Consider the following 16,229-nt stretch of genomic DNA (forward strand, 5'->3'; position numbering starts at 1 on the left):
TTCAGCCACAAAAATGGGACAGGATCTGTCGTTCAACAGAGGATCGACATGAAACCGTTCAACGCCCCATCTTTTCGCCAGCACTTTCCTGCGCTTCGTCAGCCAGGCGTCTATCTCGATAGTGCCGCCACAGCGCTGAAACCTGACGTCGTCATCACTGCGATTGAGCAGTGTTACGCCAGTGAAACAGGTAATGTGCACCGCAGCCAGCACCGTGCTGCCCGCCAGTTATCGGCATCGTTTGAACTGGCTCGCGAAAAAGTCGCCAGCTTCATTGGCGCGCAGCAGGCACGCAGCATTGTCTGGACGAAAGGGACAACGGAAGCCATCAACCTGGTGGCCCAATGTTATGCCCGCCCCCGCTTGCAGCCCGGTGATGAAATCCTGGTCTGTGAATCCGAACACCATGCGAACCTGATCCCGTGGCTGATGGTGGCGCAACAAACAGGGGCGCGTGTGGTAAAACTGCCGATTGGGGCTGACCATCAACCCAACCTCCATCTGCTCCCCTCGCTGCTCACGACCCGAACTCGCCTGCTGGCGATTAGCCAGATGTCGAATGTGACAGGCGGAATGCCGGACCTGCGACTCGCTATTACACTGGCACATCAGGCCGGTGCCGTGGTGATGGTCGATGGCGCGCAAGGTATTGTGCATGGGCAAACGGATATCTCAGCGTTAGATGCTGACTTTTATGCCTTCTCTGGTCACAAACTGTATGGCCCGACCGGTATCGGCGTGCTGTACGGCAAACCCGACCTGCTGGAAAGCATGCCCCCCTGGCACGGAGGGGGAAAAATGATGACGACGGTATCGTTTGACGGTTTTACGCCTCAATCGATACCGCAACGGTTTGAAGCGGGTACACCACATATTGCTGGAGTTATCGGTCTGGCGGCAGCGATTGACTGGTGGCAGCAACAGGATCGTATCGCCGCAGACAAACACAGTATCACGCTAGCGAGCAACGCAGAGCAACAACTGAGCGTATTGCCCGGCTTTCGTAGTTTCCGGGATCCCAACTCCAGCCTGCTGTCCTTCACTATAGAAGGTGTACATCACCATGATCTGGTGACATTGCTGGCGGAAGACGGCATCGCGCTGCGAGCCGGTCACCACTGTGCCCAACCGCTGATGGCAGCACTCGGGGTCGCGGGCACGTTGCGCGCTTCATTTGCGCCCTACAACCAGCAACAGGATGTGGACAAACTGGTCCACTCGACCCAAAAAGCACTTGAATTACTGATGGATTGATTGATGACTACCGACTCCACACATCACCCGTTTGGTACCGATATCGATGAAGCGGCATTGATAGCGCGGTTTAGCGCCTGCCGCTCCTGGGAAGAGCGGTACCGCCAGTTGATTCTGCTCAGTAAAACCTTGCCATCCCTGCCGGAAGCCTATCGTCAGGAACCGATTGAGCTGTCTGGCTGTGAAAACCGCGTCTGGCTGGGATATCAACGCCAGGCGGACGGCACACTGCATTTCTATGGCGACAGCGACGGCCGCATTGTACGTGGACTGCTGGCTATTATATTGACAGCGGTGGAAGGCAAAAAGGCACAGACGTTACGACAGAACGACCCGCTGGCGCTGTTCGATACGTTGGGTCTGCGTACCGAACTGAGCGCCTCGCGTGCAGGCGGGCTGGCCGCACTGGCCAACCGCATTCAGGAGATCGCCAGTCACGAATCCTGATTGGATGCCGTAGCCTGACGGGCATCACGCGCCATCATTTTTTTCAACGCATGGGATACTGCCACAAAGCCAAACGTGGCAGTTACCATCGTCGCAGCACCAAAACCGGATGCACAATCCATGCGTTTCACACCGTCAGCAGTGCTGCGTGAGGCGCAAACCGAACCATCCGGCTGCGGGTAGACCAGAGGCTCACTGGAGAACACACAGTCGATGCCTAGCTTACCTTTGCTGTTCTTAACGACATTGAAATCGTGCTTTAGCCGCTCGCGCAGCTTGGCCGCCAGCGGATCCTGAATGGTTTTCGCCAGATCAGCAACCTCAATACGGGTGGGGTCAATCTGCCCACCAGCCCCGCCGGTCGTCACCACCGGAATCTTGTTACGGCGGCACCAGGCCAGCAACGCCGCTTTAGGGCGCACGCTATCAATCGCGTCAATCACATAGCTAAAGCGCTTATCCAGCAGTTCCGCCACGTTATCCGCGCTGATGAAATCATCAACACAAGTCACCTTGCATTCCGGGTTGATCGCCAGAATGCGCTGTGCCATCACCTCGGTTTTCAACTGCCCGGTGTGCTGGCGCAATGCGTGAATCTGCCGGTTGGTGTTGCTGACGCACACATCATCCATATCAATCAGCGTAATCGCGCCGATACCGGTGCGAGCCAGCGCTTCAGCTGCCCACGAGCCAACCCCGCCGATACCGATAACACAGACATGTGCTCCGGCAAACAGCGACAACGCCCGCTGGCCGTACAATCGCGCTGTTCCGCCAAAACGCTGCAAATAACTTTCGGATAACTGCGTACTCATCGCCCACCTTCTTTCCATCACAAACGGCAGCGATGATACCCCAGTCAAACGGTTTACGCAGCGTATACCGATCCAGAAACCTTACCGGTGGGTCACCCTGTTGTCTAACCGTCTGCCCTTGCCTTGTCTGGTTACTACAAACTGGCTTACACAAGCCAGGCCAACACGCCTATTTATCGCTCTGGCAGGTGACGAACGCTGACGAGCTGTGGCACTTTAACGTTAGCTACTGAAACGTTAGTTACTGAAACGTTAGTTACTGAAACGTTAGCAACTGATGCATCATGAAACCCAGCGCTGCCGGAGAAAAGCCATGCATGTTGACCTGATCCCCGCTACCGAATCCGATATCGATTTCCTGCTACAACTACGCTGGCTCACTATGGGGAAATACCTGACGGATATTGGTGCCGCGACAGACGCCGAGAGCCTGATGCGTCGTGTGCGTTATGGATTCGAACACGCACATATCGTAGAGGTCGACGGACAACCTGCCGGGCTGTTCAAGTATTGTTTCATGCCACAAGAGCAACATTGGTATCTGATGCAGATTCAAATCCACCCGGACTTTCAAAACCGTGGGCTTGGCAAACAACTGATTGAAAAGCTGCTCGCTCAGGCATCCACGCAACACCAGCCGGTGGTGCTGAGCGTGCTGAAAAATAACCCGGCGCGCCATCTGTATCACCGACTGGGGTTTCGGGTCACCGACCAAAACGAGCGTGAGTTCATCATGACTTGCCTCCCCAACACACCATAAAACGCGGTTAAGGATTAGCATGAACATCGCCATTCTGGATGACTATCAGGACGTCGTCAGACAACTGAATTGCTTTTCGCTGTTGCAAGGCCATCAGGTCCGGATTCTGAATAAAACGTATACCGACACGGCCCAGTTGGCAGCCCAGTTACAGGATGTTGACGCGTTGGTGCTGATTCGCGAACGCACCCGTATTAACGACGCGCTATTGAACCTGCTCCCTTCGCTAAAACTGGTCAGCCAGACCGGTAAAGTGAGCCAGCACCTCGACGTTGGCGCGTGTACCCGGCATGGTGTCGCGGTGGCTGAAGGCACCGGCTCACCGATTGCGCCCGCAGAATTATGCTGGAGCCTTATTATGGCAGCATCGCGCCATCTGCCTGACTATCATGCGCAGTTGACTCAGGGCAATTGGCAGCAAAACGGCCCACTGGGGCTTGGTCGAACCCTACACGGTCTGACGCTCGGTATCTGGGGATACGGTAAAATCGGGCAGCGTATCGCCCGCTACGCTGCCGCCTTTGGGATGACCGTGTTGGTGTGGGGCAGTGATACATCGCGGGAGCTGGCGCGCCAGCACGGTTTTACCGCTGCCGACAGCAAGGCATCCTTTTTCGCCAGCGCGGATATTCTGTCGTTACATCTGCGTTTGAACACAGCCACGCGCCACTGCGTCACTCAGGAAGACCTCGCACTGATGAAGCCGGACTCGCTGTTCGTTAACATCAGCCGTGCCGAACTGGTGGTACCGGGCGCGCTCTGGCATGAACTCCGTGCTCATCCAGGCAAACAGGCGGCTCTGGACGTGTTCGACAATGAACCAGCCACGTCAGAAAACGAGCCGCTGCTAACGCTGCCAAATGTCCTGGCTACACCGCATATCGGTTATGTCGAACGAGGTAGCTACGAACTGTACTTTAAAACCGCCTTCGAAAATGTGGTGGCGTTTGCTGCCGGTCACCCAACCAATCTGGTAAACCACGCCGCACTGGCCGACACGCATTCTCATGATACCGCTGCAGGAACCGAGTAATGCAAACACCGACTATCACGCTGCGTAAGGCGCGCCGGGCCGATGCACCGGCTGTATTTGAACTGCGTAATCGCGCCATCCTGCACGGTTGCCGACACGATTACACGCCAGAACAGCTACAACTGTGGACCAGCGGTGAATTCAGCGAGAAATTTGAGAACACCGTCACCCACCATTTTCATCTGGCAGAGATAGCCGCTCGGGTTGTCGGGACAGGGATGATCAATCTTCATACCGGAATGATAGATGCGGTGTTCGTTGAGCCAGACGTGATGGGGCAAGGCGTCGGTAAACGGATGATGCGGCATCTGGAAACACTGGCGCGCGCGGCGGGTCTGGCGGAAATCAGGCTCGATGCCAGCCTTAACGCCGCGCCGTTTTACCGCGCTCAGGGGTTCGAAGGCGATGAGGTCAGTCTTTATCAGTCACCACGCGGTTTTTCATTGCCGTGCATCCCGATGGTCAAAACTCTCAGTTGATATACCCGCCACCGCATAGCGCTGGCGGGGTCACCGGTTAATTTGGATTGCTGCTCATCAACCCGCCAACATGAATGGCGGCGTTGTTACCTGCACTGAGCAACGGCATGGCAGAGGAAGATTGCGCGTTTTTCAGCACCCACACCCGGCCATAATGGTTGTAAAACCCGGCGGCATGACCCGCTTCCGGGCCGATCCCCTGATAGATGTCGAAGTGCTGTCCTTTAATCGCGCCTCCCACATCCAGCGCTACCATCAGGCGCATCTCATACTTACCGGTAAACTTGCCTTGTGCGTCCAGCAACGGGACTTCCGCCAGCAATGTGGTACCCGCCGGTATTAATGAACGGTCAGACGCGACCGAAGCTCGCGCTACCAGCGGTACCGCGCTCGCCCCTTTCACGGGCATTGATGCCATAGATTTAAAGAACACAAAAGAAGGATTCTGCACCAGCAGGTCTCGTACTTCCGCCTCGGAGTGCCGATCGGCCCACTGCCGAATTGCCTGCATCGACATTTCTTCTCGGGGGACTTCGCCTCGGTCAATCAATATCTTGCCGATACTACGGTAAGCATGGCCGTTTTTGCCGGCGTAACCAAAAAAGGTCAAAGGACCACCATCACCAAAATCAACATAGCCGCTGCCCTGCACTTCCATCATGAAGTTGTCCATCAGCGAATTGGTCCAGGCGATAGCCAGTTCGTTGCTCAATACGCCGGAATAAATGGCGGCACGGTCCGGTAAACGGCCGTTTTTACGCACACGCGGCATGGCATACAGCGGGAATCGGAACTCACCCTGACGGTAGCGACGCGCCTGCACCACCGGGGTGTAATACCCGGTAAATTGCACGTTACCGAAACTGTCGACACCTTCCATCTGCCAGGCATTGAGACCGAACTGCGCTAGTTGGCGCGTGTCACCACCAGACTGGAGCCAGTTTTGGACAGACTGAAAAATATCACTGTTACGGGAATAGAGGCCGGGAGAGGAGGCCTGGATCTGGCTAACCTGCTGAGAAAAATCGCCTGCATTCACCGGTTTGCCATGGGTATTCGGCGTATTTACCCACTCCAGCGGTTGATCAAGACGCCCATCTTTATACTGTTGACCGCGATCGCTGGGCCGGGTCTGGCAGCCAGCCAGAATCGCGATGACCACACCGGTCAACACGTATTTCCCCCACCATCCTTTCATTTTCCGTGCTCTCTTGTTTTCTTGAATGTGAAACCACGCAAAACGATAGCAAACAGACGGAGGTAATAAAACGCATCATGACAAAACGTGCCACATCAGCCTAAAAAAGAAACACCATGACGAGATTTTCACCACCTGTCTGTGAAAACGTAAACTATTTGAAAAAAGAGGTTGCATCGAATCGAACGCGGAGTATAGTGCGCATCCACGGACGCGGGGTGGAGCAGCCTGGTAGCTCGTCGGGCTCATAACCCGAAGGTCGTCGGTTCAAATCCGGCCCCCGCAACCAATTGATGTACCAGCATCATATCAAAAGAAAGAAGACGGACGCGGGGTGGAGCAGCCTGGTAGCTCGTCGGGCTCATAACCCGAAGGTCGTCGGTTCAAATCCGGCCCCCGCAACCAATAAACAGACACCCTGATGGGTGTTTTTTTATGTCTGTCGTTCAGCGTATTTTCGTCACACGCTTAACGCGCCTGCGCTGCAAAATAAGCCTTTATCCCATCCATAATTGATTGTGCTATTTGCTGCTGAAAACGGCTGGTCCGCAGCTTACGCTCCTCCTCCAGATTACTGATGAATGCTGTTTCCACCAATACGGATGGAATATCCGGCGCTTTCAGCACCGCAAAACCGGCCTGATCGACGCTGTTCTTATGCAGATGATTAAAGGTCCCCAGCCGGTGCAAAATCTCCTTACCAAACTTCAGGCTGTCGTTAATGGTCGCGGTTTGCACCATATCAAACATCGTACTATCTAAATAGTGATCACCACTGAGACTCACGCCCCCTATCAAATCCGATTCATTCTGCGTTTGTGCCAGATAGCGCGCCGCTGAACTGGTCGCACCTTTTTTAGACAACGCAAACACGGAAGAACCGCGAGCTGAGCGATTAGTAAAGGCATCGGCATGAATAGAGACAAACAAATCGGCACGCTGTTTACGTGCTTTGGCAACCCGGACCTTAAGCGGAATGAACACGTCCTCATTGCGGGTCATATAGACTTTCATGTTGCGTTCGCGCTCAATCAGCGCCTTCAGGCGCCTGGCAATTTGCAGCACCACATCTTTTTCACGGGTTCGGTTTTTACCGATAGCGCCGGGGTCTTCGCCGCCGTGTCCTGGATCCAGCATAATAACCAGCGGCCTTTCACGCCCGCCCTTACCATCGTTAGGCCTTTCTGGTGGCAGCGTCCGCTCCAGATCACCTTTATTGTAATCCTCCAGCAAGGCCAGTAGCGGATCCTCCGCATTATCATAACGCCCAGCTGCGGGATACAAATCCATGACCAGACGATGCCGAAAGCCCGCGACCGGGGCCAGCGTAAACAGCTTGGGGTTAACCTTCTGGCGCAACTCCAGCACCAGACGCACGGTATTTTTATCGAATTGCCCGGCCCGTGCTGTCTTGATGAAGGGATCTGGCCGCTCGAATTGTCGACCCGCATTTTTCAGCACACTGTTTAGCGAAGCATTTTCAATATCGACGACCAGCCGGTCAGGGTGTTCCAGCATAAATTGCCGGTACTTGAGCGGCTGGCTGGATTCCAGCGTCACCCGGCTATACGCTGAAGAAGGCCACACTCGCACAGCAATCACCTGCGAGGTAGCGGCAAGCCCCACGCCACTGATACTCAATAACCAGGTGGCGGCGGCGCCCTGCAATAAATGACGACGGGTCAGATGGTGCTTCGGATCAGACATGCGGCTCCGCTAATGACTATAAAAATCAGACAGATTGAGAAAAACGTCAAAAACTTTAACCAATACCTCTCACGCTGTCATGCAAAAATCATTTTCATGTTTTTTACTGTGTCAGATTGGCTTCGTTAAACTATGAGGTCAGACCGAAAAGTTATCGCTTGCCTTTTAGTTTACAAGGAATAAAAATACGAAAATATCGAATAAAAATTCAAGAGGGCTCGCAGTGAAGGAACGTAGTACAGAACTGGTTCAAGGCTTCCGCCACTCAGTTCCTTACATCAACGCACATCGTGGTAAAACGTTTGTCATCATGCTCGGCGGCGAGGCCATCGAACACGAAAACTTTACCAAAATTGTTAATGATATCGGCCTGTTACACAGTCTGGGTATCAAGCTGGTGGTGGTTTATGGCGCACGCCCCCAGATAGATGCGAATCTGATGGCCCATCACTATGAACCTCGCTACCACAAGCACACCCGTGTAACGGATAGCACTACGCTGGAACTGGTGAAACAGGCAGCCGGTATGCTGCAACTGGATATCACCGCACGGCTGTCGATGAGTCTGCTGAACACGCCGTTGCAGGGTGCACACATCAATGTGGTCAGTGGTAACTTTATCATCGCCCAGCCTCTTGGGGTGGATGATGGCGTAGATTACTGCCACAGCGGACGCATCCGCCGCATTGACGAAGAAGCGTTACATCGTCAGTTGGACAGCGGTGCCATCGTGTTGCTGGGACCGGTAGCGGTTTCCGTCACTGGCGAAAGTTTCAATCTGACCTCAGAAGAAGTCGCCACCCAGTTGGCTATCAAGCTCAAAGCCGAGAAGATGATTGGCTTTTGTGCCTCTCAGGGGGTCACGAATGTCGAAGGCAACATCGTATCGGAGTTGCTGCCCGACGAAGCCCAACTGCGCATTCAGTCACTGGAAGACGCGGGCGACTACAACTCCGAAGTCGTGCGCTTCCTGCGCGGAGCGGTGAAAGCCTGCCGCAGCGGAGTGCGCCGCAGCCATTTGATAAGCTATCAGGAAGATGGCGCGTTGCTGCAGGAACTGTTCTCCCGTGACGGCATCGGTACCCAAATCGTGATGGAAAGCGCCGAGCAAATCCGCCGGGCAACCATCAACGATATCGGTGGGATTCTGGAGCTAATTCGCCCACTGGAACAACAGGGTATTCTGGTGCGCCGCTCTCGCGAGCAATTGGAAATGGAGATCGACAAATTCACCGTTGTGGTCCGCGACAATCTGACCATTGCCTGTGCCGCACTCTATCCGTTTCCAGAGGAGAGTATCGGTGAAATGGCCTGCGTGGCGGTCCACCCGGAATACCGCAATTCATCGCGTGGCGATCAGTTGCTGCATCACATCTCCGTGCAAGCACGCCAGCAAGGGTTAAAACGCTTGTTTGTATTGACCACCCACAGCATTCACTGGTTCCAGGAACGGGGTTTCCAGCCAGCGGAAGTGGAGGTGTTGCCAAAACGCAAGCAGGAGCTTTACAACTACCAGCGCCGCTCCAAGATCCTGGTCATCGACCTGTAAGCAGATCAGTTAAAGCAATACTCATCACGTCATTGCTCACAAACTCATAACGCGTGGCCCATCACCACGCGTTACCTCTCAATGCGCCCTTACGGGTTCTACTGCGTTTCCGTCTGTTTTTGCTCAGTGGGCTTTAGTGGTAACGTCTGTTGTAACGCGGACGTTGAGGCATAGAACTGCCACTCCGATGGCCGGGCATAGTCAACATGCCCACTCGCACTCCCGGAAATCTGGGACAGAATGGCCAACCCTTGCGGATGCAGCGCCTGTCGGAAAAAGTCCGTTAATTGTGCCAATGAGATGGACGCCAGCTGTCCGATCAACTGCTGGCGAGTATCGAAGGCAAAGTTCTCCCGGTCGAGATCGCCACGCAAGCGGGCGGCTTCTTCATCCAACGTCTGAGGCGGCTGGCTGAGCACATTGATAAGCCCCTGCTTATTCTGGGTAAAAGTCTCGGCGTTCATTGCGTTCAACCGCTGCTCAGCCTTGCCAAAAAAGTCCTGATAACGCTGGTAAAGGTAAGCCGGTTGCTTGTTATTGCTTTGCAACAGGAACGCAATCCCCCACTGCCGGTCAATCGAAACCGGTGTGGCAAACACGGCATATCCCAATTGCTCATCAGTCCGCAATTGATTAAAGAACCAGGGGTGAATAATCTGCCCAAGCAGCTTGCTGTATGCCGCACTTTGAACCTCGCCATACCCCGCCGGAATATAGACCGCCGCCAGCGCTGAATCGGTGCTGCTGCCAGCACGTTGCAACATGGCCTTTTGTGACTGACTAATGCTGACAGCTTGCCCACGCCACCACTGCGTCCCCACGCATCCCAGGCGCTCATGCAGGCTATACGACAGGCTGACCACGTGATCCTGAGCCAGATTACCCACCACCAGCATTTCTGGTGTCGCCTGCTGCAGCAACGCCTTACGGTATTCCATCAGCTCCTGCAACGTGATGTCCTTGAGCAAATTGCGTCGTTCACTTCGCTCGCTATACGGTACGCTCGATAACCCCTGAATGGGGAACATCGCCTGTTCATAAGCTTTAGCCTTCTCGCTGGCGTCGAGCTGCTCGGCGTACCAGGATTTCGCCTGTTCCAGTTGCTCTTGCGTCGCGTTGAAACTGGCATACTGCTCAACCAGTGTGAGCAATAATTCTGGCAGGTGTTGAGTATAGCCGCTGGCTGTCATCACCAACCCGTCATTACTGCTGGTCGAAAAGCTGATACCGCCAACTGAAGCCTGATAACTGAGCGCATCCAGCGCGATACCTGCCAGATAATCGTTCAAGGCGAACAGCACTTGGTGGCGGGCAGAATCATTCGCCATGCGGTTGCGCAACATCACGGTAATATCGGCTTTGGGTTCGCTGGCGAAATGGCGACTTGGCATGTAAAACACGCGTAACCCCGGCTGATCGACCACTTTTCTGGGGTGCGTAATCGCCGCATCAGCCGTGATCAGTGAAAAATCATCCGGGATATAGGGATTAGGCGTCGGTAAGCTAAGCACCAACGACTGGGCCATTTTCTGCCACTTCGTCATTCTGGCGTCACCGATTTTATCCACCTGATAAGGTGCGCCGACAAAATAGGCTTCTTTGTCATGGGGTTGTTTCGGGCTTATCACCCAAATGCGGGCATTCGGTGGCGTCATGCCCGACAACCGACTCTTGATAGCATCAGGATCAAAGCGATCAGCCAGATAAGGCCCTTCAAGGGTGTACTCCACCGGCAGACGCAACATGGTATCGACCAGCCATTCCACATACCCCATATCACGGTTCAAGGAGGGGTAGCGAAAGTCAATGTTGAGCACCCGCGAGATCTCATCGAAGTAACGCGACTGAATGCCTTCGTTGCGCAGTTTATCCAGATAGCTGAATACGGCGGCGATCACATCATCCTGCTGTTCCAGTCCCTTGTCAGTCAAATCGACACTGATATTGAATACACCGCTGTTACGCTCGGACATTGGATCAGCGCTGGCACGAATGGACTCAGCCAATCCCTGCTTCTGCAACCAGTCAGAAAGCGTATTTTGACTACGATTACCGATCAGATAACTGATGTAGGTATCCGTTTTACTGCGAAACGCCGGGCTGTTGTTATCAACCCGAAACTCAATTTTTAACTGCTTGCGGGGTTGCGCCGGAACATAGTGAATAAACAGCCCGCGTTGCTCATCCGTGACTACTGGTGTGGTAATCGGCGGCACACTCGCCTGATGATTCGCAATCCGCCCAAATGTCGAGGTCGCCATAGTCGCCAGCGCTGGCAACGGCTGCTTGCCATAAATCACACCTTTCATCAGATTGGCGGAGTAATAACGCTGGTAGAACGCGACCAGTTCATCATGCAGCTTACTACCGGGCTTATCACTCAGGGTTTCCAGATTGCCGCCTGCGAAGCGGGAGCCTGGATGTGCCGGGTTGATGGTTTCCGCCCCTACCTGCGCCATACGCAACCCGTCGCGAGCACGCGCCATGGTTAATTCCGCATTAACCGCATGACGTTCACGATCGGCGTTGATGGGGTCGAGTAGCGGTTCTGCTATCGCATCCGCCAATCGGTCAACCGCAGGTTGTAACGCGTCATTCTCCACCTCAAGGTAAAACGCCGTACGGTAAGAGGCTGTGCTGGCATTGTGACTGCCGCCATGCATTTTCAAAAACTCGGCCAATCCATCGGTCTGCGGATAGCGTTTCGACCCCATCAGCAACATATGTTCCAGATAATGAGCCAAACCGGGTTGCTGTGAGGGGTTATCCAGCGAACCGACCGGTAACGCTAACGCCGCCAGTGAGCGGGTAGCCTGAGCATCAGAAACCAGCAGTACCGTCATCCCGTTGTCGAGCCGTATCGCCTGATACTGCCTTACATCATTCTCACTTTTTCGTATCGTCTGCGGCAGTGGCAGCCAACCGTCCGAGGCCTGAGAGAGCGGTAACCAGAAAAACAACAGCAGTACGCTAAACCACACACAAAATGTCCGCATTACACTCTCCAGAGGTGTTATATATAGGCTCTTATCTCAAGCTACGGGTTGCCACGTTGTTCAACAGCGTTGGAGGTATCACAAAACCAGCGACTGAGCGCCGCTCTATAGCGATAAGGCGTGACCACCGTTACCGTTACGCAGCGGCAAAACGCTGGATAGGCTTGTTCGGTTCGGCTCACACCCCATCCGGCGGGAACGAGTGGCGACGATAAAACCGGCCCGACGTTTTCACCCTCCAGTTTCTGGTGAGCCAACCGCCACGCCTGACGCTGTTGCATCTGATGCAATAATGATTGCTGAAGTACCTGATAATATTGCAAGAGTCCTGCCAGCGAAACCGCGAATAACAGCATTGCCACCAGTGTTTCCGGCAAACTGAAGCCAGCACTGACGTAGCCGCCACGCTTTTTATTGTGTCGGAACACAGGCCTGCTCCATCGTATCCGGACAAAAATCTGACCAGCCCCCCATAATGGGCCGGATATGACCCTCTGCCGCGGTGACATCCATCATAACCCGGTGATAAAACGCCAACGGTTGCCGTTCGCCATGAACTCGCCCCTCACCTCGCAGCAACCCGGAGCGGTCATCGTGATTGATACGCAGACACGCCCGCAGTTGTGCCAGCGGCAAGGTCTGACATTGCCATTCATCAGTCACTGACCAGCGTAACGACAGGCCCCAGCTCAGTGACGACAGCCCTTGATTGAACGCCTGCCAGAAACGCTGCTCCTCAATACCTTGCTGCAACTGGAGATCCAACTGACGTTGCAACCCACTCAACATCAACATGCCTATCATCATAACCAGCATAACGACCACCAGTATGCTGCCCCGTTGCTGTCTATAGGGGTGCCCAAATGACCTGTATGGGCTGCGAGGTCGATGTAACCGGTGTGGTGTCCATTGCCGAACCCTACATTGCCTAACCCGCATGATTTCTCCCGGCCACCAGACTCTCAACCTGCTGGCGCAGCCTGGGACGTGTCGTCCAGTAGCCCGCCAGTAATAACCGGTAGCGCGGCTGCACACCGGACGTTTCGCGGGTGACGTCAAAACGGGTGATCGTCACCTCACCAGGGTCCAGTAACCTCTCCCAGCGGTTTCCCTGACAGCGAGGGCCGCCCGTTTGAACCTCCAGCGCGCCAGCGCGCAAACGGTAACTGAAAAACTCAGGCTCAGATTGCTCTGCCGTTTCAAAGCGGCCATTGCGATTCACGTCGTAAGCAACCGACAGACAACTCACCTGCTTCGAGGCGTCAGCTTCCAGTGTCAATGCCGTTCCCTGACAGCGACCAGCACAAAAACCGGCACGGCGAATATCTTTTTCGATGCCGAACAACGTCTGCCTCAACACCAGCTCCAGACGGAGCAGGCTGGCGCTGTCTTGCGTCTGGGCCCGTAGCAACGGCAACAGTTGTGCCACCGCCAGCATAGTCACACTGCTCACCGCCATCGCCAGCATCACCTCCGGCAGGGTAAAGCCACGTACACATCGTCTGGTCGATACGCTCAGCATAGTGGTATCCCCTGCACTGGCTGTAATTCGCTACAAAGGCGCAAGCGCCCACGTACTGAAATCACCACGCGCACGCGTCCTGCCGGGTTACCCACGGTAAGGTGTCCGGCTTGTGCCGCATTACGCAGCCCGTAGAACATCAGCCGATCACTGGTTGTCTCAACCAGTGCGACATCCTGCGAAGCGCGGGTAAAAATGAGAGGGTCGTCCGGTGGGCAGACGGCAGGTTCAGTACCACGCCCTATGCACCAGTTGCCGGGTGCTGATTTGACCCACAGACTGTCGGTCTGATTACGCCAGTAAGCATTCGCCTGTATACGGCCTATGAACGCCAGCATGTGGCGGGCATGCTGTTCCAGCATCAACGCCTGACGGTAAGACAGCCAACTGTGCCACCCGCCGCCTGCCAGCAACGCCACAATGGTTATCACCACGATTAATTCCAGCAGGGAAAAACCCTGCTGCCTACGGTTGGTTTTGTCCATAGCGGCGATTTTAAAGTGCGGTATCAGTATGAATAGCGTTGAAGCATGAAGTTACAGGACGTATCGCAAACAGTATCGAGGGTAACAGCAACAGACAGGGAAAATGCGCGGCCACTCGCAAACTGGCCCCCCATCGCCACCGACAGATAAAAAAACCGCCCATCGGCAAGGTACCGGACTCAACAACAAGGAAAAGCACGAGCAAGAGCGCTTTTGTATTGTCGGCCGTACCCGCCTCTGGGCGGTGAGATTCGTGCGGGCTTAAGATTTAGACCGCGACCGGTGCCTTGATGGCAGGGTGCGGGTCATATCCCTCGATGTCGAAATCTTCAAAACGATAATCAAACAACGACTCCGGGCGGCGCTTGATAACCAGCTTCGGCAAGGGACGCGGCTCGCGGCTAAGCTGCAGGCGAGTCTGCTCCAGGTGGTTGTTATAGAGATGGGTATCGCCGCCAGTCCAGACGAAATCACCGACCTCCAGATCGCACTGCTGCGCCATCATGTGCACCAGCAACGCATAACTGGCGATGTTGAACGGCAGGCCAAGGAAGATGTCGCAGGAGCGCTGATACAACTGGCAGGAGAGTTTACCGTTAGCCACGTAGAACTGGAAAAAAGCATGGCACGGTGCCAGCGCCATTTTATCCAGCTCACCCACATTCCAGGCGGAAACGATGATGCGGCGAGAATCCGGATCCTGCTTCAGTTGATTCAGCACAGTCTGGAGTTGGTCTATCTGACGGCCATCTGCTGCCCCCCAGGCGCGCCACTGCTTACCGTAAACCGGCCCCAGTGAGCCATTTTCATCCGCCCATTCATCCCAAATGGTGACGTTATTGTCATTCAGGTAACCGATATTGGTATCGCCATTGAGAAACCACAACAGTTCGTGGATGATCGAGCGCAGGTGGCAACGCTTAGTGGTCACCAGTGGGAACCCCTCCTGCAGGTTGAAACGCATCTGATGACCGAAAATCGATAACGTCCCCGTGCCGGTGCGGTCATCCTTGGGAGTCCCTTCTTCGAGCACTTTTTTCATCAGTTCCAGATACTGTTTCATACCACCTCTATCTCAATAATTTTATCAACAATTACTACCGGGCTGACTGGCGACGGTACGCCCATACCATCATCAGAATACCCGCTAACACCATCGGTACTGACAGAATCTGCCCCATACTGATGCCGCTAAACAGTCCTAACTGCGCATCCGGCTGGCGGAAGAATTCCACAATAATACGGAAACAGCCGTAGCCAATAAGAAACAGCCCTGATACGCTGCCCATCGGGCGCGGTTTACGAATAAACACATTCAGAATGATGAACAGCACCACCCCTTCCAGCGCCAGTTCATACAACTGCGACGGATGACGCGGCAACACACCGTATTGGTTAAAAATGGCCTGCCACTGCGGGTTACCCGCCGCCAGCGCCATGTCTTCACCGCGAGAGCCAGGAAACAGCATCGCCCACGGCGTGTCAGTCGTGACTCGGCCCCACAGCTCACCGTTGATGAAGTTACCCAGGCGACCCGCGCCCAGACCAAACGGAATCAACGGCGCGATGAAATCAGAAACCTGGAAGAAATGACGTTTGGTACGGTGCGCAAACCACAGCATAACCGTGATAACACCCAATAATCCGCCGTGGAAAGACATACCACCGTCCCACACCCGGAACAGATAGAGCGGATCATCCAGAAATAAAGGGAGGGCATAAAACAAGACATAACCCAGACGGCCGCCGACAAACACGCCAAGGAAACCGAAATAGAGCAGGTTTTCTACTTCGTCTTTGTGCCATCCGCTACCCGGTTTGTTCGCACGGCGCACCGCCAGCCACATGGCGAAGACAAACCCGACCAAATACATCAATCCATACCAGTGCAGGGAAACCGGTCCTAATGAAAAAATTACCGGATCAAACTTGGGAAATTCCAGATAGCTCGTCGTCATCGATCACCACATTCTTGTTGCTTTGT

16 protein-coding genes and 2 tRNA genes are annotated in these 16,229 nt (G+C 54.5%); 8 read left to right on the forward strand and 10 right to left on the reverse strand.

Annotated elements, in window-relative coordinates:
• Positions 1-48: 48 nt before the first annotated feature.
• Positions 49-1,254, forward strand: coding sequence for a cysteine desulfurase CsdA (csdA, locus tag FAZ14_RS07485; RefSeq protein WP_016942133.1), 1,206 nt, complete (start codon positions 49-51; stop codon positions 1,252-1,254).
• A gap of 3 nt (positions 1,255-1,257) precedes the next feature.
• Complete coding sequence (gene csdE / locus FAZ14_RS07490) at positions 1,258-1,701, forward strand: cysteine desulfurase sulfur acceptor subunit CsdE (RefSeq protein ID WP_016942134.1); 444 nt, start codon at positions 1,258-1,260, stop codon at positions 1,699-1,701.
• Here csdE and tcdA read toward each other — a convergent pair.
• A complete protein-coding gene (gene tcdA / locus FAZ14_RS07495; RefSeq protein WP_016942135.1) occupies positions 1,689-2,516 on the reverse strand; it encodes a tRNA cyclic N6-threonylcarbamoyladenosine(37) synthase TcdA in 828 nt (275 codons plus the stop codon). The two genes, csdE and tcdA, sit on opposite strands and share 13 nt — an antisense overlap.
• Before the next feature lie 313 nt (positions 2,517-2,829).
• Here tcdA and FAZ14_RS07500 point away from each other — a divergent pair, with 313 nt between their 5' ends.
• The 3 genes from FAZ14_RS07500 to FAZ14_RS07510 are packed head-to-tail and all read left to right on the forward strand — an operon-like array spanning position 2,830 to position 4,788.
• Entirely contained in the window at positions 2,830-3,276 is a 447-nt protein-coding gene (locus FAZ14_RS07500) for a GNAT family N-acetyltransferase (protein ID WP_023639080.1), read from the forward strand.
• Between the two features lie 19 nt (positions 3,277-3,295).
• Entirely contained in the window at positions 3,296-4,309 is a 1,014-nt protein-coding gene (locus tag FAZ14_RS07505; protein ID WP_038903582.1) for a D-2-hydroxyacid dehydrogenase family protein, read from the forward strand.
• Positions 4,309-4,788, forward strand: a complete 480-nt coding sequence (locus FAZ14_RS07510; RefSeq protein ID WP_153508302.1) for a GNAT family N-acetyltransferase — start codon at positions 4,309-4,311, stop codon at positions 4,786-4,788. Before FAZ14_RS07505 ends, FAZ14_RS07510 begins: the two co-directional genes overlap by 1 nt.
• A 37-nt stretch (positions 4,789-4,825) precedes the next feature.
• Here the strand turns inward: FAZ14_RS07510 and mltA are convergent, their stop codons facing one another.
• Positions 4,826-5,986, reverse strand: coding sequence for a murein transglycosylase A (mltA, locus tag FAZ14_RS07515; RefSeq protein ID WP_153508303.1), 1,161 nt, complete (start codon positions 5,984-5,986; stop codon positions 4,826-4,828).
• A gap of 212 nt (positions 5,987-6,198) precedes the next feature.
• On the opposite strand from mltA, the gene FAZ14_RS07520 reads away from it, so the two are divergent.
• A tRNA-Met gene (locus FAZ14_RS07520) sits at positions 6,199-6,275 on the forward strand.
• A 39-nt stretch (positions 6,276-6,314) separates the two neighbouring features.
• A tRNA-Met gene (locus tag FAZ14_RS07525) sits at positions 6,315-6,391 on the forward strand.
• A gap of 63 nt (positions 6,392-6,454) precedes the next feature.
• Here FAZ14_RS07525 and amiC read toward each other — a convergent pair.
• Entirely contained in the window at positions 6,455-7,693 is a 1,239-nt protein-coding gene (gene amiC / locus FAZ14_RS07530) for an N-acetylmuramoyl-L-alanine amidase AmiC (protein WP_153508304.1), read from the reverse strand.
• A gap of 223 nt (positions 7,694-7,916) precedes the next feature.
• On the opposite strand from amiC, the gene argA reads away from it, so the two are divergent.
• The gene (gene argA / locus FAZ14_RS07535) at positions 7,917-9,242 is read left to right on the forward strand and encodes an amino-acid N-acetyltransferase (protein WP_019844334.1); all 1,326 of its coding nucleotides are present in this window, start codon (positions 7,917-7,919) and stop codon (positions 9,240-9,242) included.
• A gap of 98 nt (positions 9,243-9,340) precedes the next feature.
• Here argA and ptrA read toward each other — a convergent pair whose 3' ends face one another.
• From ptrA to lgt, 7 genes are all read right to left on the reverse strand, one after another.
• Positions 9,341-12,238: a pitrilysin gene (gene ptrA / locus FAZ14_RS07540; protein ID WP_153508305.1), complete on the reverse strand. Its 2,898-nt coding sequence runs from the start codon at positions 12,236-12,238 to the stop codon at positions 9,341-9,343.
• 41 nt (positions 12,239-12,279) lie between these two features.
• A complete protein-coding gene (locus tag FAZ14_RS07545; RefSeq protein ID WP_153508306.1) occupies positions 12,280-12,666 on the reverse strand; it encodes a prepilin-type N-terminal cleavage/methylation domain-containing protein in 387 nt (128 codons plus the stop codon).
• Entirely contained in the window at positions 12,650-13,054 is a 405-nt protein-coding gene (locus FAZ14_RS07550) for a YgdB family protein (protein ID WP_016942144.1), read from the reverse strand. The genes FAZ14_RS07545 and FAZ14_RS07550 overlap by 17 nt, the downstream gene beginning before the upstream one ends.
• 112 nt (positions 13,055-13,166) lie before the next feature.
• Positions 13,167-13,760 (reverse strand): prepilin peptidase-dependent protein, encoded by a 594-nt coding sequence (locus tag FAZ14_RS07555; RefSeq protein WP_153508307.1) that lies wholly within the window; start codon positions 13,758-13,760, stop codon positions 13,167-13,169.
• Positions 13,754-14,245: a prepilin peptidase-dependent protein gene (locus FAZ14_RS07560; protein ID WP_016942146.1), complete on the reverse strand. Its 492-nt coding sequence runs from the start codon at positions 14,243-14,245 to the stop codon at positions 13,754-13,756. The genes FAZ14_RS07555 and FAZ14_RS07560 overlap by 7 nt, the downstream gene beginning before the upstream one ends.
• 268 nt (positions 14,246-14,513) lie before the next feature.
• Entirely contained in the window at positions 14,514-15,308 is a 795-nt protein-coding gene (thyA, locus tag FAZ14_RS07565) for a thymidylate synthase (protein WP_016942147.1), read from the reverse strand.
• Between the two features lie 34 nt (positions 15,309-15,342).
• Positions 15,343-16,203 (reverse strand): prolipoprotein diacylglyceryl transferase, encoded by an 861-nt coding sequence (gene lgt, locus FAZ14_RS07570; RefSeq protein ID WP_038925475.1) that lies wholly within the window; start codon positions 16,201-16,203, stop codon positions 15,343-15,345.
• Between the last annotated feature and the right edge of the window lie 26 nt (positions 16,204-16,229).

Origin of the sequence: Dickeya oryzae, assembly GCF_009372235.1 — a bacterium.
Lineage (GTDB): Bacteria > Pseudomonadota > Gammaproteobacteria > Enterobacterales > Enterobacteriaceae > Dickeya > Dickeya oryzae.